Consider the following 19771-nt stretch of genomic DNA (forward strand, 5'->3'; position numbering starts at 1 on the left):
CGGTCAGACGTTGAAGCGGAACAGCATCACGTCCCCGTCCTTCACGACGTAGGACTTGCCTTCGACGCGCATCTTGCCGGCATCCTTGGCGCCGCCCTCGCCGTTGAGCGCCACATAATCGTCATAGGCGATCGTTTCGGCAGCGATGAAGCCGCGCTCGAAATCGCCATGGATGACGCCCGCGGCCTGGGGCGCGGTCATGCCGCGGGTGATCGTCCAGGCCCGCGTCTCCTTCGGCCCGACCGTGAAATAGGTGATGAGGCCGAGCAGGTCGTGCCCGGCGCGGATCACGCGGTCCAGGCCTGAATCGGACAGTCCGAGGCCTTCCAGGAATTCCTTGCGGTCTGCCTCGTCCATCTGCGCGATCTCGGCCTCGATCGCTGCGCTGACCACGACGGCTTTCGCGTTGTTCGCCTTGGCGAACTCCAGCACCTTCGCGCTGTGGGCGTTGCCCTCCGCGGCGTTCGCCTCTTCCACGTTGCAGACATAGAGGACAGGCTTGGTGGTCATGAGGCCAAGGCGCGAGGCGGCCATCTCCTCGCCCTTCGGCACGGCGGTGCGCGCCGCGCGGCCTTCCTGCAGCACAGGAATCAGCGTCTCAATCAGGGAAAGCTGCTGCGCGGCCTCCTTGTCGTTGCCGCGCGCCTTCTTCTGCAGGGCCGGCACGCGCTTCTCCAGCGAGTCGAGATCGGCGAGCATCAACTCGGTCTCGATGATCTCCATGTCGCGCAGCGGGTCCACGCTGCCCTCGACATGGGTGACGTCGCCATCCTCGAAGCAGCGCAGCACGTGGACGATGGCGTCCACCTCGCGGATGTTGCCGAGGAACTGGTTGCCCAGCCCCTCGCCCTTCGAGGCGCCGCGCACGAGGCCGGCAATGTCCACGAACTCCAGGCTGGTGGGGACGATCTTCTGCGACTTGCCGATGCGCGACAGCACCTGGAGGCGCGGATCGGGCACGGCGACGCGGCCCACATTGGGCTCGATGGTGCAGAAGGGGTAGTTGGCGGCCTGGGCGGCGACGGTCTGCGTCAGCGCGTTGAACAGGGTGGACTTGCCGACATTCGGCAGGCCCACAATTCCACAGTTGAAGCCCATTACCCTTGTCCCTTCTCCAGCGCGCCCACCAGTTCCCCCACCCGGATGGCGGCGGCGATGCGGGCGGAGGCATCGTCGGTCGGCAAGGACAGGGCGGCGGCACGCAGCGCCGGAACCAGCCCGGCGACGTTCATTCCCAGGCGCTTCGCGGCTTCCGCGAGACGTTCCGCGATGGCGGCCGCCTTTCCGCCCGGGCCGACGATCTCGGCGGCTTCCAGCAGCAGCGCCGCCCGGCTGGCGGCCTCGGCAGCGGCAAGCGAGACGGCGCGGGCGCGCCGCATGTCGGAAAGCGGGCCGGCATCCGTGGGGCCGGGCAGGCAGGCGCGCAGCCCAGCAGCCGCCTGCGCCTCCGTCGCCGCGAAGCCGCGCAGCGCCTGCGCGAGCGCCGCGGCGGCATTGAGCAGGTCGTCCTCGCCAGGCGCGCCGAAATACTCCTCGATCACCATGGGTTCGGTCATCGTGCGGCCTCCGCAACGCGGGTCATGAAATCCTCCGCGCGGCCCTCGGCCAGCAGCGGCGCGTGGTCCGCCACCGCGTCAAGCAGCGGGCCCACCCAGGTCTCGTCCTTGGCGAAATTGCCCAGCACATGGCCGGTGACGCGGTCCTTGTGGCCGGGATGGCCGATGCCAAGCCGCACGCGGCCGAAATCCGCCGTGCCGAGGGCGCGCTGCATGTCGCGCAGTCCATTGTGCCCCGCCGTGCCGCCGCCCTGCTTTACCCGAACCTTGCCGGGGGCGAGGTCCAGCTCGTCATGCCACGCGGTGACATCGCTCGGCGGAATCTTGTGGAAGGCGCAGGCAGCCTGCACCGCATCGCCCGAAGCGTTCATGTAGGTCTGCGGCTTGAGAAGCAGGATGCGCTCCCGCCCCAGCGTCAGCTCGGAAACCTCGCCCTTGAACTTCTGCCGCCACGGGGGCGCCCCGTGGCGGCGGGCCATGGCGTCGAGCGCCATGAAGCCGATGTTGTGCCGCTGCCGCGCGTGCTCGGGGCCGGGATTACCCAGCCCGACCCAGAGTCGCATGGCGCGTTACTTCTTCTTCGCGGGTGCCTTGGCAGCGCCGCCAGCGGGTGGCGCCTTCTGCTTGGTCGCCTCCGGCGGGGGCGGCGGGGCCACGATCGTCGTGTCCTCGTCCACCGTCGGCGGGGCAACGGTCGCCACCACGAAGTCGCGGCCGCTGATCACCGGCTTGGCGCCGCCCTTGTCCTGAACCGCGGACCAGCGCAGGGAGTCGCCGATCTTCGCCTCGCCGAGGTCGATCACGAAGCTCTCAGGCACCGCATCAACGGCCGCGAAGACTTCGACCTCGCGGCGGACGACGTTCAGCACGCCGCCGGCCTTGAGGCCCGGGCACTCTTCCTCGTTCAGGAAGGTGACGGGCACCTTCACGCGGATGCGCGCGCCGGGGGCGAGGCGCTGGAAATCGATGTGGATGGGGCGGTCCGAGACGGGGTCGAACTGGACGTCACGCATCAGGGTGCGGACGGTCGGGCCGTCGGTCACCGCCACCTCGTACAGGTGCGACTGCCAGCCGCCCTTGTGCAGTTCCTTCATGACCACGCGCGGGTCGAGGGCGATCAGCGTCGCCTCCTCCTTCGCGCCATAGATCACGCCGGGGACAAGCCCCTCTCGCCGGGTCGCGCGCGCCGCCCCCTTACCGGCACGCCCGCGCGCCGCAGCCTCGATCCGAATGGTCTGGACCATGCCACTTGCTCCTTCTCGCGGTGTGTTGCTTCCGTGGGGGAATGCCCAAACGGAAACAGGCGGCCTCCAGGGGTGCCGCCTCGTCGCGGGTTCTAGGCGGAACGCGGCGCGGGCGCAACCGCGTCCACGATGGGCTCAGATGGCGTGGCGGATGGGGGCCTCGCCCGGACGGACGCCGGGCGGAAGCGGCTTCTGCGGCACGCTGGGCGCGAAGGGCTGGGAGGGCGGTGGGGGGCGCGGCGCATCGCCGAAGGGTTGGGTCGGGGCGCTGCGCGGCGCTTCCCCTGCCCCTGGCGCAGCGTGCCCATGCACTCGACCATCCGCCCCATCGCGGCGGCGGATCCCGTGAGGCTCACCACCCAGGCGGCCTCGCTGCCTTCCGGAAACTCCAGGAACAGGCGTGCGCCGTTGCGGAACTGCGCGTCGAAGCGCTCGATCCCGCCGCCCACCGTCCATTCCACGAAGTTGCGCTGGCCGATGGCGCCGCCCGTGGTCCAGGGCGCGTTGCCGTCCACCCGCAGGCTGAGGCGCAGCCGCGTGCCCTGCGGGATGGACCAGCTCGTCTTGAAGGCCTGGAAGGTGACGTGGCGGTCGCCGGCGAAGTGCTTGAGGTGCAGCGTCCGCCCCTCCGCGCCCACCACCCGGATGCCGCAGAGCTGGCGCCCGGTCGGTGTCTGGGCGCGATAGGCGGTCCAGGAGCCGTGGGTGGCGATGTCGGTGGACCACCCGCGCTGCTGGGCGGGGGCCGGGGTCGAGACCAAGCCCGACCCCAGCAAAAGAACCAAAAATCGAACCCGACGCATGCTGGCTCGTTCGTCAAACGCCCTGCGCGGCGGCGCGGAACTTCGCGGCGGTGAAGGGAATGCTCCGCATCCGCACGCCGGTCGCGTCGAAGATCGCGTTGCCCACGGCACTCGGCACCACCGCCGCGGAGGGTTCGCCCGCGCCCCAGGGGCGTTCCGTCGGGCGGTCCACCAGATCCACCACGATCTCCGGAATCTCGGGGAAGGTGATGACCTGATAGCTCGCCCAGTCGAGCGAGGTGACGGCCTTGCGGTCGAAGGTCATCTCCTCCTTGAAGGTACGCGACAGGGTGTGGATCACGTTGCCTTCGACCTGGGAGCGAACGCCGTCCGGGTTGATGATCTGTCCGCAATCATGGCTGCACAGGAAGCGCGTGACCTTGATGGCGCCGGTGTTGCGGTTCACTTCCACCTCAGCCACCGCGGCGACATAGGTGCGGACCAGCTCATACTTGCAGAAGGTGACGCCACGCCCGCGCAGCACCTCGCCCGAGCGGTCGTTCTGCGGCGAGGGGCGGGTCTGCCAGTTTGCGATGCGCCCCACGCGCTCAAGCACTTCTCTCGCGCGCGTTTCCTCGCGCGGGAGCAGCGAAAGGCGCAGTTCCAGCGGGTCTTTGCCGGCGGCGGCGGCCATCTCGTCCAGGAAGGATTCGCTGGCATAGGTGTTCTGCATCCGTCCGGGCGTGCGGATCCAGGAGGGGCGGAAGGGCGTGGTGTCCAGCCGGTGGCAGGTGGTCTTCACCGCCGGGAAGCCATAGGGCTGGGCCAGGTTGTGGATGATGTTGCCCGGATGGATCTGGTTCTCGCGCGGCAGCCCGCCCAGTTCGGCCGCCACCAGGTCCACGTTGCCGCCGGCGCCCTTGGGGATCCAGGCCTCGGCCTCCCACCCCACGATGTTGCCCTGGGCGTCCAACCCGCCGCGAAGCTCGACGAGGTGGGGCGGCCCCTTGGGGTCCCAGCCATGCTCGTCATGGCGCATCCACTGCACGCGCACCGGGCGGCCGACCGCCTTGGCGAGCAGCGCCGCATCGGCCGCCGCGTCCTCGTGCCCGTTGCGGCCGTAGCAGCCCGCGCCCTCCATGTAGATGCAGCGCACCTTCTCCACCGGCTCGGCCAGCATCATCGACAGCTGCTTGCGGAGGTTGTGCGTCGCCTGGGAGGCGGACCAGGTGGTGAGGCGCCCATCCTTCCACTCGGCCACCGCGCAGGACGGCCCCATGGAGGCGTGGGAGTTGATGCCGAAATCATAGGACGCGGAAAGCTGCCGGGCCGCGCCGCGCACCGCGCCGGGGGCGTCGCCCCGCTCGCTCGTCACCTGCACCTGCGCGACGGGTGTGGCCTTCACGTGCTCCCACAGGCGGGACTGGTCGGGCAGGCCGCTCCAGTCCGACCAGCGCACGCGCAGCTCCCGCGCCGCCTTGATGGCCGACCACTCGGTTTCCGCTACGACTCCCACGAAGGCGCCCTGGTGGACGACGCGCACCACGCCCGGGATGTGGCGGATGCTCGCCTCGTCCACCGCCTCGGCCACCGCGCCCATGGCGGGCGGGCGGACCGGGCGGCCGTGCAGCATGCCGGGCAGCTTGAAGTCGTGCACATACTCGAAGCGGCCGAACACCTTGTCGGGAATGTCCACGCGCGGCGCGGCGCGGCCGACGACGCGCCGCTCCTCCGGCGCCTTGATCGGCGCGTTCGCGTCCACCGCCAGTTCGACGCGGCCGGCGCGCACGAGTTCCGCGAGGCTCGCACGCCCGCCCGGGGCGACGACCATGCCTTCCTCGATCCGCAGCGACGCGGGCTCGGCGCCGAAGCGCTCGCCGGCGCGGCGAAGCACCTCGCGCCGCAGCGTGGCCGCGGCGGCGCGCAGCTGCACCCCCGCATTCTGGATGGAGAGCGAGCCATAGGTCGCCCCCTGGTCCGGCGTCAGCGCCGTGTCGCCCTCGACGACGCGGATGCGGCCGAGCGGGACGTCCAGTTCCTCCGCCACGATCTGCATGAATCCCGTGCGGATCCCGGTGCCGAGGTCCACCTTGCCGACATAGGCGGTGACGCGCCCATCGGATTCGAGCGCGAGGAAGGACTCCACCCGGTCGGTGGCGACAGGCTTCTCCGCCCAGGCCAGGGCGCCGCGCGGCGCCCCGCCGGCGGCGAAGGCCACGAGAAGCGCGCCGCCGGCCTTGAGCAGGGAGCGGCGGTCAGTGGTCATGCGGTCCATCGCTTCCTCCCTCAGCCCTGCGCGGCGCGCAGCACGGCGGCAACGACGCGCGGATGCGTGCCGCAGCGGCAGATGTTGTTGGCCAGCGTCTCCTTCACCTGATCGGCGCTGGGACGCGGGTTGCGCTCCAGCAGGGCGGCACTCTCCATGATCATGCCGTTGGTGCAGTAGCCGCACTGCACCGCCTGCTCCTCGATGAAGGCGGATTGCAGCTTGTGCGGGTTCTCCGGCGTGCCGAGGCCTTCCAGCGTCACCACGCGCTTGCCGGCGGCCTCGGCCACCGGGAGCACGCAGGAGCGGACGGCTGCGCCGTCCACATGCACGGTGCAGGCGCCGCATTGGGCAAGGCCGCAGCCGTAATGCGGGCCGGTCAGGCCCACCTCGTTCCGCAGCGCGTAGAGCAGCGGCATCTGCGGATCGTCCACGGCAACGGTGACTGCGCGGCCATTGACCGTCAGGGCGAGACTCTGACTCATGAGGGCTTCCTCCGGAGGCGCCGGTGCGGTGCCGGCGCTTTGGAGGGAAGCAAAGCCCAGCGCGGGTTTCCCCGCAACCGGATTGTCAGACGGCTTCTCGTGCCGCCGGCACCCCGCGCACCCGCCCGCCCGGAAGCGCGCCGGGCACGGAGGCCGCGAGATCCGCCGCCTCCAGCAGCTTCGACCAGTCCAGCCCGGTCTCCAGCCCCATGCGGCGGAACACCCAGGCCAAGTCTTCCATCGCCGTGTTGCCGGTGGCGCCGGGCGCGTAGGGGCAGCCGCCGATGCCGCCGGAGCCGGCGTCGAAGACCCGGCACCCCGCCTCATAGGCGGCGAGGTTGTTGAGGACGCCCATCCCGTAGGTGTCGTGGCCGTGGAAGGCGAAGCGGTTGCCCCAGGAGTTGATGGCGTGGGTGAAGACGCGCCGTACCTGGTCCGGCGCGGCATTGCCCGTGGTGTCGCAGATGCTGACCTCGATGTCGGGCGACAGCGATTGCACCCGCTCCACCCAGTCGAGCGCGTCCATCTCCGGCACCACGCCCTCGAAGGGGCAATGGAAGGCGCAGGACAGGTTGAACCGCACCTTCACGCCTTTCGGCACCTCACGCAGCAGGGCGGAAAGCTCGGCGAAGCTATCCATGCGGGAACGGTTGAGGTTGGCGCGGTTGTGGCTCTCCGTCACGCTCATGAAGAAGCCGAGGCGATGCGCCCCCGCCTGCATCGCCGCATCGAAGCCGCGCCGGTTCGGCACCAGCACGGTGCATTCGAGGCCCGGCAATTCGCGTGCCGCGGCCAGCACCTCCCCGGTATCGGCCATTTGCGGGATGGCCTTGGGCGAAACGAAGGAGCCGACCTCCATGCGCCGGATTCCCGCCGCGTGCAGGGCGCGGACCAGGGCGATCTTGGTGTCGGTCGGAACCCATTCCCTGATGGGCTGCAGCCCGTCGCGGGGGGAAACCTCGGAAAGCTGGATCATGCGCGGGGCTCCCCCAGGATCTCGTGGAACACGCGGTCATTGTCCGCGCCGGCCTCGCGGCCGGTCCAGCGGATCATCTCCTCCGGCCCCACGCCGTCCATGCGGAAGGGGGGTGCGGGATGAAGCACCTCGCCGAGCAGCGGGTCCTGCACGCGGGCGACGAGGTGGCGCGCCTGGAAGTGCGGATCCTCGGCGCAATCCTTGATGTCGTACAGGCGGGAGCAGGGAACTTCCGCACCTTCCAGCAGGTCCTGCGCCTCGGCGGCGGGCAGGGTGCGGGTCCAGGCGGCGATGGCTTCGTCCAATTCGGGGGCGTGGGCGCAGCGCCCGCCATTCGTTGCCATGCGCGGGTCGTCGCGCAGGTCGGAGCGTCCGATCATCGTCATCAGGCGGGCGTAGATGAGGTCGCTATTGCCCGCGATGCAGAGCCATCTCCCGTCGGCGCAAGGATACGTGTTGGTGGGCGCGGCCGTGGCGATGGCGGCGCCTTGGGGCTGCCGCACCCAGCCGAACAGCCCGTGCTCCGTGAGCATCCCCTCCATCAGCGAGAACACGGAGGAGACGAGGTCCAGGTCGAGCACGCGCCCCTTCCCGCCACCGCGGTCCCGCCCCCAGCAGGCGGACACCACCGCAAGCGCCGCATACATGCCGGCAAGGTCGTCGCTGATCGAGACGCCGCAGCGCGGTGGCGGGTACTCATGCTGCCCTGGATTGGCTGTCAGGTGGCGCAGGCCGCCCATCGCCTCGCCGATCGCGCCGAAGGCCGGCTTGTCGCGATAGGGCCCGTCCTGCCCGTAGCCGGAGATGCGCGCGACGACGAGGCCAGGATTCTCGGCCTGCAGCGTGGCGGGGCCAAGGCCGATCCGCTCCAGGTAGCCGGGGCGGAAATTCTCCACCACCGCGTCGGCGCGCGCGCAAAGCGCCGTCACACGCCGCTTTCCTTCCTCGCTCTTCAGGTCGAGCGTGACGGAGAGCTTGTTGCGCCCATGGACGGAGAACCAGACCGAATGCCCGTCCTTCTGTGCGCCCCAGCCGCGAAAGGGGTCTCCGCCCGGTGGCTCCACCTTGATGACCTCGGCGCCCAGATCGGCGAGCAGCCGGGTGCAGAAGGGCGCGGCGATGTAGTGGCCCAGTTCGACGACCTTTAAACCTTCCAGAGGCAGCAAGGAACGGCTCTCCCGACGCATGAACCTTCCTTGATAGCCTGAAGGGAGGAGACGGCAAACCATTGCATGATTTTTCCACAGCCTTTCCGCAACCATCTCCTGTGGCTCCGCATTGATGGGATGCACGGGAGCAGTCCCCCCCGACTCTCCCTTGTCTCTCCCGGATGTGCTCCCGAGAGCCGTCTTGGCTCCGGGTGACACCTAACTTAAGGGGGGTGGGCGCCCCCCCGTGCCCACCCCTCCTTTTTTTCGTCTGGGCATTGGGACCGCGCCTTCCATCGTCGCAGCCACGCCCTTATTCGGCATCGATGCCACCTCTCCTGCCCTCGGGCTGCCTCCTGGTCTGCGGGCTGCGCGCGGAGGCGGCGCTGCTCCCTCGCGTGCGGGCTGTCCATGCCGGTGGTGACAGGGCGCGCCTGGACGCGGCGCTTGATCGGGAAACTCCGACGGCGATCCTTTCGTTCGGGCTAGCCGGCGGGTTGGATCCGGCGCTGCCTCCCGGCACCCTTCTGATCGCCGCGGGCCTTTGGGGCGAGGGATCGGCCGATGCAGGCTGGTCGCTGCGCCTCGCGGCCGCCACGGGCGCCGTCCCTGCCCTGCTGGTAGGCGGTGCCGAAGCGGTCGTCACACCCGCAGCCAAGGCGGCGCTGCGCGCGCAAACGGGCGCGGCCGCGGTGGACATGGAATCCGCCATCGCCCTGCGCCATGCCCTGCGGCGTGGCATTCCTTTCGCAGCGCTGCGCGCAGTGGGCGACCCAGCGGACGCAGGGGTGCCTCCGTCAGCCCTGGCCGGAATGACGCCGGAAGGCGATGTCGCGCCCGGACGCGTCCTGCTTTCGCTGCTGCGTCGCCCCGGCGATCTGCCTGGCCTTCTTCGCGTCGCACGGCACAGCGGAACGGCCATGAAGCGGCTGCGCCTTGCGGCGAGGGCTCTCACCGCGTAACCAAACGCCACTACGCCAAGGGTTACACGCAATGAATCGTCGCCAGATCCTTTCCGCCCTTCCAGTCGCTGCCTTTTCCGCCCCTGCCCTCGCCCAGGAATGGCCGGCCGGTCCGGTGCGCGGCATCGTCCCCTTTGCGGCGGGCAGCGCGACGGACACGGTGGCGAGGCTGTTCGGCGAACGGATGCGCGAGGTGCTGGGCCAGCCCGTCGTCATCGAGAACCGCGCCGGCGCCAACGGCCTCATCGGCGCCGAGGCCGTGGCACGCGCCGCGCCGGACGGCCAGACCGTGCTGTTCGGAACCAACTCGACCAATGCCGCCGCGAATGCGCTGTTCCGCCGCGTGCCCTTCGACATGGAGCGGGACTTCATCACCGTCTCCACCCTTTGCTCCGTGCCGCTGCTGGTAGCCGTCTCCGCCAGCTCCCCCTATCGCAACCTGCGCCAGCTCCTGGACGCGGCGCGGGCACGGCCGGAGGCGGTCACCTTCGCTTCGGCCTCCTCCTCGCAGCGCGTGGCGGCGGAGATGCTGGCCTCCATGGCCGGGGTGAAGATGCTGCACGTACCCTACCGCTCATCGCCCAACGCGGTGCAGGACCTGATCTCGGGCCGGGTGGACGTGTTCGTAGCGGACCAGGCGGTGATCCTGCCGGGCGTCCAGGGCGGGCAGCTGCGCTCGCTCGCCGTGACCACGCGCCAGCGCTCCGCCCAGCTGCCCGACGTGGCGCCGGTCGCGGAGCAGGGGCTGCCGGATTACGAAATCTTCGCCTGGTTCGTGCTTTGCGTGCCGGCGGGCACCCCCGCTCGTGCCGTCGAGCGGCTGAACGCCGCCGTGCGCCACGCCGCCGCCGACGCCACGCTGCGGGAGCGCCTGGGCAGCGGCTTCGGCATGCAGGTCCGCGCCTCCAGCCCCGAAGAAGCGCGCGAATTCACCCGCGCCGAGACGGCGAAGTGGACCAATGCCATCCGCGCCGCCGGGATCGAGCCGGAGTGAGACGCCCCGGGGCGCTCATGACCCTTGCGGGAAGCCCCGCTCCGGCCCCACATGGGAAGCCGGAGCGCCCTTCATGATTGATCCCTTCGGCCGCAGCGTCACCTATCTCCGCGTCTCGGTCACCGACCGGTGCGACCTTCGCTGTGTCTATTGCATGGCGGAGGACATGACCTTCCTCCCCAAGAGCGAGGTCCTGTCCCTGGAAGAGCTGGACCGGCTCTGCGGTGCTTTCGTCTCGATGGGAGTCCGCAAGCTGCGCCTGACGGGCGGCGAGCCGTTGGTGCGCCGCAACGTCATGTCGCTGATCGAGAGCCTGGGCGCGCGGATCGGCCACGGGCTGGATGAGCTGACGCTCACCACCAACGGCACCCAGTTGGCGAAGCATGCCGAGGGGCTGTTCCGCGCCGGGGTGCGGCGCGTCAACGTCTCGCTCGACACGCTCGATGCGGCCCGCTTCAAGGAAGCGACGCGCTGGGGCGACATCGCCAAGGTGCTGGAGGGGATCTACGCCGCGAAGGCAGCCGGGCTGCACGTCAAGATCAACGCCGTCGCGCTGAAGGGCGTGAACGAGGACGAGTTCGACCGCATGCTCTCCTGGTGCGGCGAGCATGGCTTCGACCTTTGCCTGATCGAGACCATGCCGCTCGGCGAGGTGGAAGGCGACCGCGCCGACCAGTTCCTGCCGCTTTCCACCGTGAAGCGGCAGCTGGCGCAACGCTGGACGCTGAACCCGACCTCCTTCACGACGGGCGGGCCAGCCCGCTACTACGACGTGGCGGAAACCGGCACGCGGCTCGGTCTCATCACGCCGCTGACCCATAATTTCTGCGAAAGCTGCAATCGTGTGCGCCTCACCTGCACCGGCACGCTCTACATGTGCCTGGGCCAGGAGGACGCGGCGGACCTCCGCGCCCCGCTGCGGGACCCGGAACTGGGAGAGGACGGGCTGAAGCAGGCCATTCGCAACGCCATCGCCCGCAAGCCCAAGGGACACGACTTCGTGATCGAGCGGGCGCGCGATCCGGCCCTGTCGCGCCACATGAGCGTGACGGGCGGCTGATGCTGCAGCAGCTTTCCGAACGGCTGACCCTGCCGGGCATGCCGGAATGGACCGGCCTCATCTTGCTGGTGATCCTGCTGGGGCTTGGGCTCTGCCTCCTGGTCATGCCCTTCTCGGTCTTCGGGGTGAAGGGGCGCCTCGATGCCATCGAGGCGCAGCTGGACGAGCTGCGCGCCGAGATCCGCGGCCTCGCAGTGCGGATGTCCGAGGGGCGCCCATCACGCGAATGGTCGGCTCCGGAGGAAACAATGCTGGACGCGGCGCCGATGCGTTCCGAGGATCCGGTCGGGCCGCGTGGCCATCCCACCCTGCCGCCGCGCGGCCGGTCCGAGCCCCGCATCACATGGCCGAAGCCGCGCTGACGCGAATCGTCCGGCTCTAGCCGGGCTTTCGGCGCTGTGGCTCAATCGGTCCATGCGCGTTTCCGTGATCCAGATGAACCAGGGCAGCGACAAGGCGGCCAATCTCGCCCAGGCGCGGCACCTCGTCGCAGCTGTGCTGCAGGCCGACCGTCCGCGCATGGTGTCCTTGCCCGAGACCTGGACCAACCTTGGCGGCGGGCGCGACGCGCGCGTGGCCGCCGCCGAGACCTTGCCGGAGCCGGGCGGCACCGGAGGCCCGGCCTACGAGGCGATGCGCGAGATGGCGCGCGGTGCCGGCATCTTCGTCCATGGTGGCAGCATCGTGGAGCAGGGCGCGGAGAAGCTGCACAACACCACCCTCGTCTTCGACCCGGAGGGGCGGGAGGTGGCGCGCTACCGCAAGATCCACCTCTTCGACATCACGGGGCCCGACGGCACCGGCTATCGCGAAAGCGCGCTCTACGAGGGCGGCGCCGAGATCGTGACCTTCGAGGCGGACGGGACGCGCTTCGGCTGCTCCATCTGCTACGACATCCGCTTCCCCGAGATGTATCTCGCCCTGCGCCGTGCCGGGGCCGAGGCGATCTTCGTGCCGTCCAACTTCACGCTGATGACGGGCAAGGACCATTGGGAGGTGCTGCTTCGTGCCCGAGCCATCGAGACGCAGTGCTGGTTCATCGCCGCCGCCTCCTGGGGCAGCTACGAGGAACGCGGGGCGACGCGACAGGTCTATGGTCATTCCTTGATCGCCGACCCCTGGGGCCAAGTGGTCGCATGCTGCTCGGACGGGACGGGTTGGGCGACGGCGCGGCTGGACCGGGCCGTGACCGAGCGGGTGCGGCGCGACATGCCCGTGCTCGAGCACCGGAAGCTGGCCTGACCTTGACCGCCATTGCCTTCCTGGCGGCGCAGGGCGAGGCGGCGCAGGCCGCGCGCGCGCGCCTCGCCGGACTGTATGGCGATGCCAACCCCGCCCAGGCGGAATTCGTGGTGGCCTTGGGCGGCGACGGCTTCATGCTGGAGGTGCAGCACCGCTTCCTGGGCCGGAACATGCCCGTCTACGGGATGAATCGCGGTTCGGTCGGCTTCCTGATGAACGGCTATCGGGAGGAGGATCTGCCGGAGCGCCTCGCGGCGGCGCTGGCCGCGACGCTGCATCCCCTAAGGATGCGCGCCCACACGGCGGACAAGACCCACGCGGCGCTCGCGATCAACGAGGTGTCGCTGCTGCGCGAGACGCGCCAGGCGGCCAAGCTGCGCGTGCTGGTGGATGGCAAGGAACGCTTGCCCGAACTCACCTGCGACGGAATCTTGCTCGCCACCCCGGCGGGATCCACCGCCTACAACCTTTCGGCGCATGGCCCGATCGTGCCGCTGGACGCGAACCTGCTTCCCCTCACCCCCATCTCCGCCTTCCGGCCGCGGCGCTGGCGCGGGGCGCTGCTGCCTTCGGCGGCGCGGGTGGAGATCGAGGTGCTGGAGGCGCAGAAGCGTCCGGTCTCCGCGACGGCCGACTATACGGAGGTACGCGATGTGCGTCGGGTAGAGATCCGTGAGGATCGCAGCCTGTCCATGACCATGCTCTTCGACCCGGACCACTCCCTGTCCGAGCGCATCATCGCCGAGCAATTCACGGTCTGAAGGCCAGCGCCGGAACCGGTGCCTCGACCTGCCGGAACGTCTCCAGCGCCGCCAGGATCCGCGGCGCGGCCCGCCCATCCCCGAAGGCGAGGCTGGGGCGCAGCGGCCTCGGCGGGGCGTCCAGCAGGCGATGCGCCGCGGCGAGCAGCGCCGCCTCCCATGTTCCGACGACGAGCGTCGTGCCCGCCTCCATCGCCTCCGGCCGGTCGGTTTCCTCCCGCGCCACCAGCACGGGGATGCCGAGCGTCGCCGCTTCCTCCTGCACGCCGCCGCTGTCGGTGACGACCAGCGCGGCGCGGGACAGCAGGGCGACGAAGGCGCGGTAATCCTGTGGCGGCAGCAGGGTGACGCCGGGATGGTTCGCCAGAGCCTCGGCCAGGGGCTTCGCCGCCAAAGGGTTGCGGTGCAGCGGCACAACCATCTGCACGTCCGGCCCCGCGGCGAGACGCGCCAGTGCGCGCCAAGCGGTCCAGCCCCGCCCCCTGGCTTTCCCGGCGATGCGCGGTGACCAGGACGAGGTGCCGCGCTGGGTCCAGTGCGACAGACGGATCGGGCGCCCCCGACGCCACGACAAGCAGGGCATCCACCCCGGTAATGCCGGTGACCCGGATGGCGCCGCCCGGCACGCCCTCGCGCAGCAGATTCTCCCGCGCCGCTTCCGTCGGCGCGAGATGCAGCCGGGCCAGGCGTCCGATCACGGCGCGGTTCGCCTCCTCCGGAAAGGGCGCGTCCAGGTCGTGGGAACGCAGCCCCGCCTCGACATGCGCCACCGGGATGCGGGCGTGGAACCCGGCCAGGGCAGCCGCCATCGCCGAGGTCGTGTCGCCCTGCACGAGCAACCAGTCCGGCCGCTCGGCCATGAGCCAGGCGTCGAGCCCCGCCAGGACCCCGGCTGCCAGCGCCGACAGCCCCTGGCCCGGCCGCATCAGCGCAAGGTTGAAACTGGGCCGCAGCCCGAACCCCTCCAGCGCCTGATCCAACATTTCCCGATGCTGGCTCGTCGAAAGGATGTCGCAGCGATGGCCCGATGCACGGGCCGCGCGGATCACCGGGAAAAGCTTGAGCGCCTCCGGACGGGTGCCGACGACGCAGGCGAGGTGCAAGCGGGACAACTCCATGAATTCACACCGCTTCTCAACCGGTGGTTGCTTCTATCCATGGCAGTTCTTGTGGAATGCAACCAGGGCCTCAGGCGCAGCGGGCGCAGATTCCCTCGACCTCGACCGTCGCGCGGCTGGGGCGGAAACCCAGGCGATCGGCCGCTGCAGTCAGTGCGTGAGCGACATCGTGATCGGCGATCTCGGCTGTGGCGCCGCAACGCGTGCAGATCAGGAACTGGTGCGGATGGTCGTGGCCGCAGCCATGGCCGCAGGGCTCCTCCTCGGGGCCGATGCAGGGCAGGAAGGCGTTCAGCCGTTCCAGCCGGTGGATCAGACCCTGCTCCAGCAGGAAGTCCAGGGCGCGATAGACGGTGGGCGGTGCGGCTGGGCCCCGCCTCTCCTTCAGGCGCTCCAGCAATGTGTAGGCGCCCACGGGCTGCCCCGCCTCCAGCACGAGGCGAAGGACTTGGCGGCGCAGCGGGGTCAGCGTGGCGCCTTGTCGGGCGCAGCGCGCTTCGGCAGCGGCCAGAGCGGCGTCGAGTTCCGGCGTCTCTACGGCGGTCATGCGGCGGGTTATACTCCATCCCGATGAATCCCGCCTCCCTCCCCATTCCCGACCCGGTGCTCCGCTCCGCGATCCTCCGCTCGGTGCGGTTCAACGGCCTGGGCATTGTTCCCGCCATCGCGCAGCAGCACGACACGGGCGAGGTGCTGATGATGGCCTGGATGAACGCCGCAGCGTTGGAGGAGACGCTGGAAACCGCGCGTGCCTGCTACTTCAGCCGCTCGCGCAATCGGCTGTGGCGCAAGGGGGAAAGCTCCGGGCAGGTCCAGCACGTCCTCGACCTCCGGCTCGATTGCGACGGGGATACGGTGCTGCTGCTGGTGGACCAGCATGGCGTGGCCTGCCACACCGGTCGGCGCTCCTGCTTCTTCCTCGCCCCGCGCGACGGCGTGCTGACCGAGATCGCGGCGCCCGAGGCCAGCCCCGAGAGCCTGTACGGCGCATGACGCCGCGCCCCATCACCCTGCTGACCGGCTTCCTTGGCGTGGGCAAGACCACGCTGCTGAACCGCCTCCTGCCCGCCCTGCCCCGCACCGCCGTGCTGGTGAACGAGTTCGGCGAGATCGGGCTGGACCAACTTTTCGTGCAGGCCGTGGAGGAGGATGTGGTGCTGCTCCAGGCCGGGTGCCTGTGCTGCACCATCCGCGGCGACCTGTCGCGCGCCCTGCGCGACCTCGCGGCCTCTGGCCGGCCCTTTGACCGCGTGGTGATCGAGACGACGGGCCTCGCCGATCCCGGCCCGATCCTCCAGACCTTGATGTCCGACCCGCTGCTGCGCCGCGACTTCGTGCTGGACGCCGTGGTGACGCTGGTGGACGCCGCGCACGGCATGGCGACGCTGGAGGCGCAGGAGGAAGCGCGGCGGCAGGTTGCGGTGGCGGACCGGCTGGTGCTGACCAAGACCGACGTGGCGCCCGACACGGCGGCCTTGGAATCCCGGCTGCGTGCGCTGAACCCGGTCGCGCCCATCCTGCGCAACGACGCCCCGGCCGAGGCGATCTTCGCGCCCGGCGACCCTGGGCGGAACCTGCCCTGGTCCGCGGAGGAGGCGCATCATCACCATCATCACGACCCGAACCGGCACGGCTCCGACATCCGCGCCCTTTGCCTTCGCTTCAGCCAGCCGCTGCGATGGGAGGGCCTCGCCTCCTGGCTGGAGATGATGGCCATGACGCAGGGCGAGCGAATGCTGCGCCTCAAGGCGGTGCTGAACCTGGAGGGCGAGGAGGCCCCGGTCGCGTTGCACGGGGTGCGGCACCTCTTCGACGCGCCGCGCCGCCTGCCCGCCTGGCCGGAAGGGGATGACCGCTCCTCGCGCCTCGTTCTCATCCTGCGCGGCCTCGACCCCGAGGTGGCGGAAGCAGGGCTGCGCGCCTTCCTGGAGGCGGCGTGAGCCTCCGCATCGAGACGCTGCGCGGCGAGGCGCTGCTGCGCCACCTGCCGCGCCTTGGCCATCTGCGCGGCGCGGTGTTCCGCGAGTGGCCCTACCTCTACGAGGCGGAAGGCCGCTACGAGACCAACTACCTGCGCCAGTACGCGGAGGGCGAGGGCGCCGCGGTGATCGTCGGGCTGGATGGCGAGGAAGCAGTCGGCGCCTCGACCTGCCAGCCGATGCGCGAGGCCCATGCCCCCGTCCGGCAGGCCTTCGAGGAAGCGGGGCGCGACCCGGCAGAGCACTCCTATTTCGGCGAAAGCGTCCTTCTGCCCGAGTATCGCGGCCAGGGCGTCGGCGTCGCCTTCTTCACGAAGCGGGAGGAAGTGGCGCGCGAGGCGGGGCTGCGCTTCGCCGCCTTCTGCGCCGTGGAGCGCGATGCGGAGGACCCGCGCCGCCCGCCCGGTCACGTGCCGCTCGACGGGTTCTGGCGGAAGCGCGGCTACACCCACCATCCGGACATCGCCTGCCGATTCAACTGGCGCGAGATCGGCGGCGCGGCGGAAGTCCCGCACCACCTGTCCTTCTGGATCAAGACGCTGTGACGCTGCGCCTCGCCACCTGCGCCTGGCCGGTCGAGCCGCTGCCCGACATCGCCGCCTATGCCGCCAAGCTGGAGCACTGGGCCCGCCGTGCCCGCGACGCCGGGGCGGAGATGGCCGTCATGCCCGAATATGCCTGCGTGGAGCTCGGCGCTGCCCTGGCCGGCAACCGCGCGGCCGACGAGGCGACGGAACTGCGCGCCATGGTGCGGGCCGCACCCGCCGTGCTGGAGGCTATGCGCGAAGCCGCACGCGCGGCCGGGATCTGGCTCTGCCCCGGGAGCCTGCCGATGGAGATGGGCGGGAGGATCGTGAACCGCGCGCCGCTGATCCGCCCCGACGGCACCATGGCCTTCCAGGACAAGCGGATGATGACGCGCTTCGAGGCCGAGCGCTGGATGGTCGAGGGGGGCGAGGCGCCCCGCGTCTTCGACACGCCCTGGGGCCGGATCGGCATCGCCATCTGCTACGATGCGGAATTCCCCAAGCTGGTCCGCGCCCAGGTCGAGGCGGGGGCGTGGCTGGTCCTCGTCCCCTCCTGCACCGACACCACGCACGGCTTCAGCCGCGTCCGCATCGGCGCGCGGGCGCGCGCGATGGAGAACCAGTGCTTCGTGGCCGTGGCGCCCACCGTCGGTGGCTTCGCCGCCTCGGCCGCGCTGGACGAGAACCATGGCGCGGCGGGCATCTTCGGCCCGGTGGATCGCGGCTTCCCCTCAGACGGCATCCTGGCGGAAGGAGCGATGGACGAGCCGGGCCTCGTCCTCGCCGATCTCGACCCCGAGGCGCTGGAGCGGGTGCGGGCGGACGGCGCGGTGCGGAACCACCGCGACTGGCCGCGCGCCCCGGTTCCCCGCCCCTCTCCGGCCGAGTTCGCATGAGCCTCGTCTGGATCGCGGCAGGCGAGGCTTCGGGCGACATCCTCGCCGCGCGCCTCGTCGCCGCGCTGCGGACGCTGGCGCCGGGGCTTCGCTTCGCCGGGATCGGCGGGGAGCGCATGGCGGAACAGGGCGTCGAAAGCCTGTTCCCCATCCGCGAGCTGGCGCTGATGGGGCTGGTGGAGGTGCTGCCGCAGCTTCGCAATCTCGCGCGCCGGATGGGCGAGGCGGAGGATGCGCTGCGCCGCGACCGCCCCGCCCTGCTGGTGACGGTGGACAATCCGGGCTTCACCCTGCGCCTCGCGCGGCGCGCCAAGGCGCTGGGCATTCCGGTGGTGCACTATGTCGCGCCGCAGGTCTGGGCGTGGCGTCCCGGACGGGTGCGGAGGATGGTGGGGGTGGTGGACCGCATCCTCGCCCTGTTGCCCTTCGAGGCACCCTTCTTCGAGCAATCTGGCATCCCAGTGGAGTTCGTCGGCCACCCCATCTTGGAAAGCGAGGCGGCTGGTGGCGATGCCGCGCGCTTCCCGCTGGACGGGCCAGGCCTCCTCGTCATGCCGGGCAGCCGGCGCGGCGAATTGCGCCGCCACCTGCCGGTCTTCGGCGCTGCCCTGCCGCCCGGGGTTACCCCGGTCGTGGCCCTGGCCGGCACGGTGGAGGAGGAGGTGCGCGCCGAGACCGCGTCGTGGGGCGCGCGCTACGTCCGCGCCCCGGCCGAGAAGGCCGATGCCATGGCCGCCTGCCGCGCCGGACTGATCAAGTCCGGCACCTCCTCGCTGGAGGCGGCGGTGGCAGGGCTGCCGCATGTCGTCGCCTATCGCGTGAACCCGGTCACCGCCGCCATCGTCCGCCGCCTGATGCGCGTGCGCCACGCTTCCCTCGTGAACCTCCTGGCCGAGGAGGAGGTCGTGCCCGAATTCCTGCAGGAGCGCTGCGAGCCGCGCCTGCTGCGCGCGGCGCTCCAACCGCTGATCGACGACGGAGCCGAGGCGGAACGGCAGCGCCGGGGCTTCCACCGCGCGCTGGAGAAGCTGGCACCGCCTGGTGGTGGCGCCCCGAGCGCGGCGGCTGCGGAGGCGGTGCTGCGCATGCTTTCTTGAGCGCCATGTTCGAGCTTCGCGGCCTCATGAGACGCTTCCGCATCGACCCGACCGAGCGAACCGTCTTGCATGGCATCGATCTCGACCTCGCGGATCCTGCCCCACATGGACCGCAACGAACTGGAATCGCGCATTCGCGAGGCTCGGCCGCAAGGTCCAGGAGCTGCGCAGCTGATTTACAGGCTTCGAGGCCGCGCGCCCGGCGCCAGAGTGCGGCGTCGAATCTTGAGGCGGGCAAGTTTCGCGTCCGCATCAGGCAGAGCCAGATGCTCCAGCAGGCGTGCAACCAGGACCTGAAGCTGAAAGCGGCGCGACAAGACCTCGCCTGCACGCTGGCGCGGGGCGACGCCAAGCAACTGGCCACCGCGGATCTGGAATTGCAGAACGCCGGGGGTAAGCTGTGCGACCTGGAGCAGGACCTTGCTCAGGCCGAGGTGAGTGGTGTCGTGCTGATGCCGCCAGAACGCCGGAAAGCGGAGGCGGCGGGCCGGATACGATCGAGGCCGCCTCCCACGTTTCGCGCGGCCAGACTATGTTCACCATGTGCGACCTGAAGGCCTTCATGCTGCGCGGCCAGTTGGACGAGATCGACGTGAACTAGATGTTTGATCCCAGGTTTTGATGGTGCAGTCTTCTCCCAGGAGTGGAAGGACGCGCTATGGGCCAGGTTCAACACGGCTGCGCCACCACGACAGCGGCGGTCCGTCGAGCGATACA

23 protein-coding genes and 1 pseudogene are annotated in these 19771 nt (G+C 70.4%); 12 read left to right on the forward strand and 12 right to left on the reverse strand.

Annotated features, from left to right (window positions below; translation table 11 throughout):
• Window positions 1-3: 3 nt before the first annotated feature.
• From ychF to OF850_RS05140, 9 genes are all read right to left on the reverse strand, one after another.
• The gene (gene ychF, locus OF850_RS05100) at window positions 4-1098 is read right to left on the reverse strand and encodes a redox-regulated ATPase YchF (protein ID WP_301588804.1); all 1095 of its coding nucleotides are present in this window, start codon (window positions 1096-1098) and stop codon (window positions 4-6) included.
• The gene (locus tag OF850_RS05105; protein WP_301588805.1) at window positions 1098-1556 is read right to left on the reverse strand and encodes a hypothetical protein; all 459 of its coding nucleotides are present in this window, start codon (window positions 1554-1556) and stop codon (window positions 1098-1100) included. Before OF850_RS05105 ends, ychF begins: the two co-directional genes overlap by 1 nt.
• Window positions 1553-2119, reverse strand: coding sequence for an aminoacyl-tRNA hydrolase (gene pth / locus OF850_RS05110; RefSeq protein WP_301588807.1), 567 nt, complete (start codon window positions 2117-2119; stop codon window positions 1553-1555). Before pth ends, OF850_RS05105 begins: the two co-directional genes overlap by 4 nt.
• Before the next feature lie 6 nt (window positions 2120-2125).
• Entirely contained in the window at window positions 2126-2800 is a 675-nt protein-coding gene (locus tag OF850_RS05115) for a 50S ribosomal protein L25/general stress protein Ctc (protein WP_301588808.1), read from the reverse strand.
• Between the two features lie 92 nt (window positions 2801-2892).
• Entirely contained in the window at window positions 2893-3561 is a 669-nt protein-coding gene (locus OF850_RS05120; protein ID WP_301588809.1) for a hypothetical protein, read from the reverse strand.
• A 55-nt stretch (window positions 3562-3616) separates the two neighbouring features.
• Entirely contained in the window at window positions 3617-5809 is a 2193-nt protein-coding gene (locus tag OF850_RS05125) for a xanthine dehydrogenase family protein molybdopterin-binding subunit (RefSeq protein ID WP_301588811.1), read from the reverse strand.
• A gap of 20 nt (window positions 5810-5829) precedes the next feature.
• Window positions 5830-6294, reverse strand: a complete 465-nt coding sequence (locus OF850_RS05130; RefSeq protein WP_301588813.1) for a (2Fe-2S)-binding protein — start codon at window positions 6292-6294, stop codon at window positions 5830-5832.
• Between the two features lie 85 nt (window positions 6295-6379).
• Window positions 6380-7270 carry a hydroxymethylglutaryl-CoA lyase gene (locus OF850_RS05135; protein WP_301588814.1) on the reverse strand — a complete coding sequence of 297 codons (891 nt, stop codon included), beginning with the start codon at window positions 7268-7270 and terminating at the stop codon, window positions 6380-6382.
• Window positions 7267-8436, reverse strand: a complete 1170-nt coding sequence (locus OF850_RS05140; RefSeq protein ID WP_301588815.1) for a CaiB/BaiF CoA transferase family protein — start codon at window positions 8434-8436, stop codon at window positions 7267-7269. Before OF850_RS05140 ends, OF850_RS05135 begins: the two co-directional genes overlap by 4 nt.
• Window positions 8437-8744: 308 nt before the next feature.
• On the opposite strand from OF850_RS05140, the gene OF850_RS05145 reads away from it, so the two are divergent.
• From OF850_RS05145 to OF850_RS05170, 6 genes are all read left to right on the forward strand, one after another.
• On the forward strand, window positions 8745-9380 hold the full coding sequence (locus tag OF850_RS05145; RefSeq protein WP_301588816.1) for a phosphorylase family protein: 636 nt from the start codon (window positions 8745-8747) through the stop codon (window positions 9378-9380).
• A gap of 31 nt (window positions 9381-9411) precedes the next feature.
• Window positions 9412-10374, forward strand: a complete 963-nt coding sequence (locus OF850_RS05150; RefSeq protein ID WP_301588817.1) for a Bug family tripartite tricarboxylate transporter substrate binding protein — start codon at window positions 9412-9414, stop codon at window positions 10372-10374.
• A 73-nt stretch (window positions 10375-10447) separates the two neighbouring features.
• A complete protein-coding gene (gene moaA, locus OF850_RS05155) occupies window positions 10448-11434 on the forward strand; it encodes a GTP 3',8-cyclase MoaA (protein WP_301588818.1) in 987 nt (328 codons plus the stop codon).
• On the forward strand, window positions 11434-11796 hold the full coding sequence (locus tag OF850_RS05160) for a hypothetical protein (protein ID WP_301588819.1): 363 nt from the start codon (window positions 11434-11436) through the stop codon (window positions 11794-11796). The genes moaA and OF850_RS05160 overlap by 1 nt, the downstream gene beginning before the upstream one ends.
• 52 nt (window positions 11797-11848) lie before the next feature.
• A complete protein-coding gene (locus tag OF850_RS05165; RefSeq protein WP_301588820.1) occupies window positions 11849-12676 on the forward strand; it encodes a carbon-nitrogen hydrolase family protein in 828 nt (275 codons plus the stop codon).
• A gap of 2 nt (window positions 12677-12678) precedes the next feature.
• Window positions 12679-13437 carry an NAD kinase gene (locus OF850_RS05170; protein WP_456313710.1) on the forward strand — a complete coding sequence of 253 codons (759 nt, stop codon included), beginning with the start codon at window positions 12679-12681 and terminating at the stop codon, window positions 13435-13437.
• Here OF850_RS05170 and OF850_RS05175 read toward each other — a convergent pair.
• From OF850_RS05175 to OF850_RS05180, 3 genes and pseudogenes are all read right to left on the reverse strand, one after another.
• Entirely contained in the window at window positions 13427-14020 is a 594-nt protein-coding gene (locus tag OF850_RS05175) for a UDP-N-acetylglucosamine 2-epimerase (RefSeq protein ID WP_368044672.1), read from the reverse strand. The genes OF850_RS05170 and OF850_RS05175 overlap by 11 nt on opposite strands.
• Window positions 13959-14555 (reverse strand): annotated as a pseudogene (locus OF850_RS23630) (UDP-N-acetyl glucosamine 2-epimerase); the annotation flags it as partial. The pseudogene OF850_RS23630 and the gene OF850_RS05175, both read right to left, overlap by 62 nt.
• A gap of 70 nt (window positions 14556-14625) precedes the next feature.
• Window positions 14626-15102: a Fur family transcriptional regulator gene (locus tag OF850_RS05180; RefSeq protein ID WP_301588822.1), complete on the reverse strand. Its 477-nt coding sequence runs from the start codon at window positions 15100-15102 to the stop codon at window positions 14626-14628.
• A gap of 23 nt (window positions 15103-15125) precedes the next feature.
• On the opposite strand from OF850_RS05180, the gene hisI reads away from it, so the two are divergent.
• From hisI to OF850_RS05210, 6 genes are all read left to right on the forward strand, one after another.
• Entirely contained in the window at window positions 15126-15548 is a 423-nt protein-coding gene (gene hisI / locus OF850_RS05185) for a phosphoribosyl-AMP cyclohydrolase (protein WP_301588823.1), read from the forward strand.
• Complete coding sequence (locus OF850_RS05190) at window positions 15545-16495, forward strand: CobW family GTP-binding protein (protein ID WP_301588824.1); 951 nt, start codon at window positions 15545-15547, stop codon at window positions 16493-16495. Before hisI ends, OF850_RS05190 begins: the two co-directional genes overlap by 4 nt.
• Window positions 16492-17079: a GNAT family N-acetyltransferase gene (locus tag OF850_RS05195; protein WP_301588825.1), complete on the forward strand. Its 588-nt coding sequence runs from the start codon at window positions 16492-16494 to the stop codon at window positions 17077-17079. Before OF850_RS05190 ends, OF850_RS05195 begins: the two co-directional genes overlap by 4 nt.
• A complete protein-coding gene (locus OF850_RS05200) occupies window positions 17076-17957 on the forward strand; it encodes a carbon-nitrogen hydrolase family protein (protein WP_301588826.1) in 882 nt (293 codons plus the stop codon). The genes OF850_RS05195 and OF850_RS05200 overlap by 4 nt, the downstream gene beginning before the upstream one ends.
• Entirely contained in the window at window positions 17954-19054 is a 1101-nt protein-coding gene (gene lpxB / locus OF850_RS05205; protein WP_301588827.1) for a lipid-A-disaccharide synthase, read from the forward strand. The genes OF850_RS05200 and lpxB overlap by 4 nt, the downstream gene beginning before the upstream one ends.
• Before the next feature lie 266 nt (window positions 19055-19320).
• Window positions 19321-19608 carry a hypothetical protein gene (locus OF850_RS05210; protein ID WP_301588828.1) on the forward strand — a complete coding sequence of 96 codons (288 nt, stop codon included), beginning with the start codon at window positions 19321-19323 and terminating at the stop codon, window positions 19606-19608.
• Window positions 19609-19771: the final 163 nt, after the last annotated feature.

Source organism: Sabulicella glaciei (assembly GCF_026183895.1).
GTDB lineage: Bacteria > Pseudomonadota > Alphaproteobacteria > Acetobacterales > Acetobacteraceae > Roseococcus > Roseococcus glaciei.

Coding starts and splice junctions, on each gene's coding strand:
- lpxB (WP_301588827.1), top strand. CDS start 17,954: ATGAGCCTCGTCTGGATCGCGGCAGGCGAGGCTTCGGGCGACATCCTC.
- OF850_RS05150 (WP_301588817.1), top strand. CDS start 9,412: ATGAATCGTCGCCAGATCCTTTCCGCCCTTCCAGTCGCTGCCTTTTCC.
- OF850_RS05105 (WP_301588805.1), bottom strand. CDS start 1,556: ATGACCGAACCCATGGTGATCGAGGAGTATTTCGGCGCGCCTGGCGAG.
- hisI (WP_301588823.1), top strand. CDS start 15,126: ATGAATCCCGCCTCCCTCCCCATTCCCGACCCGGTGCTCCGCTCCGCG.
- ychF (WP_301588804.1), bottom strand. CDS start 1,098: ATGGGCTTCAACTGTGGAATTGTGGGCCTGCCGAATGTCGGCAAGTCC.
- OF850_RS05210 (WP_301588828.1), top strand. CDS start 19,321: ATGCTCCAGCAGGCGTGCAACCAGGACCTGAAGCTGAAAGCGGCGCGA.
- moaA (WP_301588818.1), top strand. CDS start 10,448: ATGATTGATCCCTTCGGCCGCAGCGTCACCTATCTCCGCGTCTCGGTC.
- OF850_RS05115 (WP_301588808.1), bottom strand. CDS start 2,800: ATGGTCCAGACCATTCGGATCGAGGCTGCGGCGCGCGGGCGTGCCGGT.
- OF850_RS05175 (WP_368044672.1), bottom strand. CDS start 14,020: ATGCCCTGCTTGTCGTGGCGTCGGGGGCGCCCGATCCGTCTGTCGCAC.
- pth (WP_301588807.1), bottom strand. CDS start 2,119: ATGCGACTCTGGGTCGGGCTGGGTAATCCCGGCCCCGAGCACGCGCGG.
- OF850_RS05130 (WP_301588813.1), bottom strand. CDS start 6,294: ATGAGTCAGAGTCTCGCCCTGACGGTCAATGGCCGCGCAGTCACCGTT.
- OF850_RS05125 (WP_301588811.1), bottom strand. CDS start 5,809: ATGACCACTGACCGCCGCTCCCTGCTCAAGGCCGGCGGCGCGCTTCTC.
- OF850_RS05160 (WP_301588819.1), top strand. CDS start 11,434: ATGCTGCAGCAGCTTTCCGAACGGCTGACCCTGCCGGGCATGCCGGAA.
- OF850_RS05180 (WP_301588822.1), bottom strand. CDS start 15,102: ATGACCGCCGTAGAGACGCCGGAACTCGACGCCGCTCTGGCCGCTGCC.
- OF850_RS05145 (WP_301588816.1), top strand. CDS start 8,745: ATGCCACCTCTCCTGCCCTCGGGCTGCCTCCTGGTCTGCGGGCTGCGC.
- OF850_RS05190 (WP_301588824.1), top strand. CDS start 15,545: ATGACGCCGCGCCCCATCACCCTGCTGACCGGCTTCCTTGGCGTGGGC.
- OF850_RS05135 (WP_301588814.1), bottom strand. CDS start 7,270: ATGATCCAGCTTTCCGAGGTTTCCCCCCGCGACGGGCTGCAGCCCATC.
- OF850_RS05165 (WP_301588820.1), top strand. CDS start 11,849: ATGCGCGTTTCCGTGATCCAGATGAACCAGGGCAGCGACAAGGCGGCC.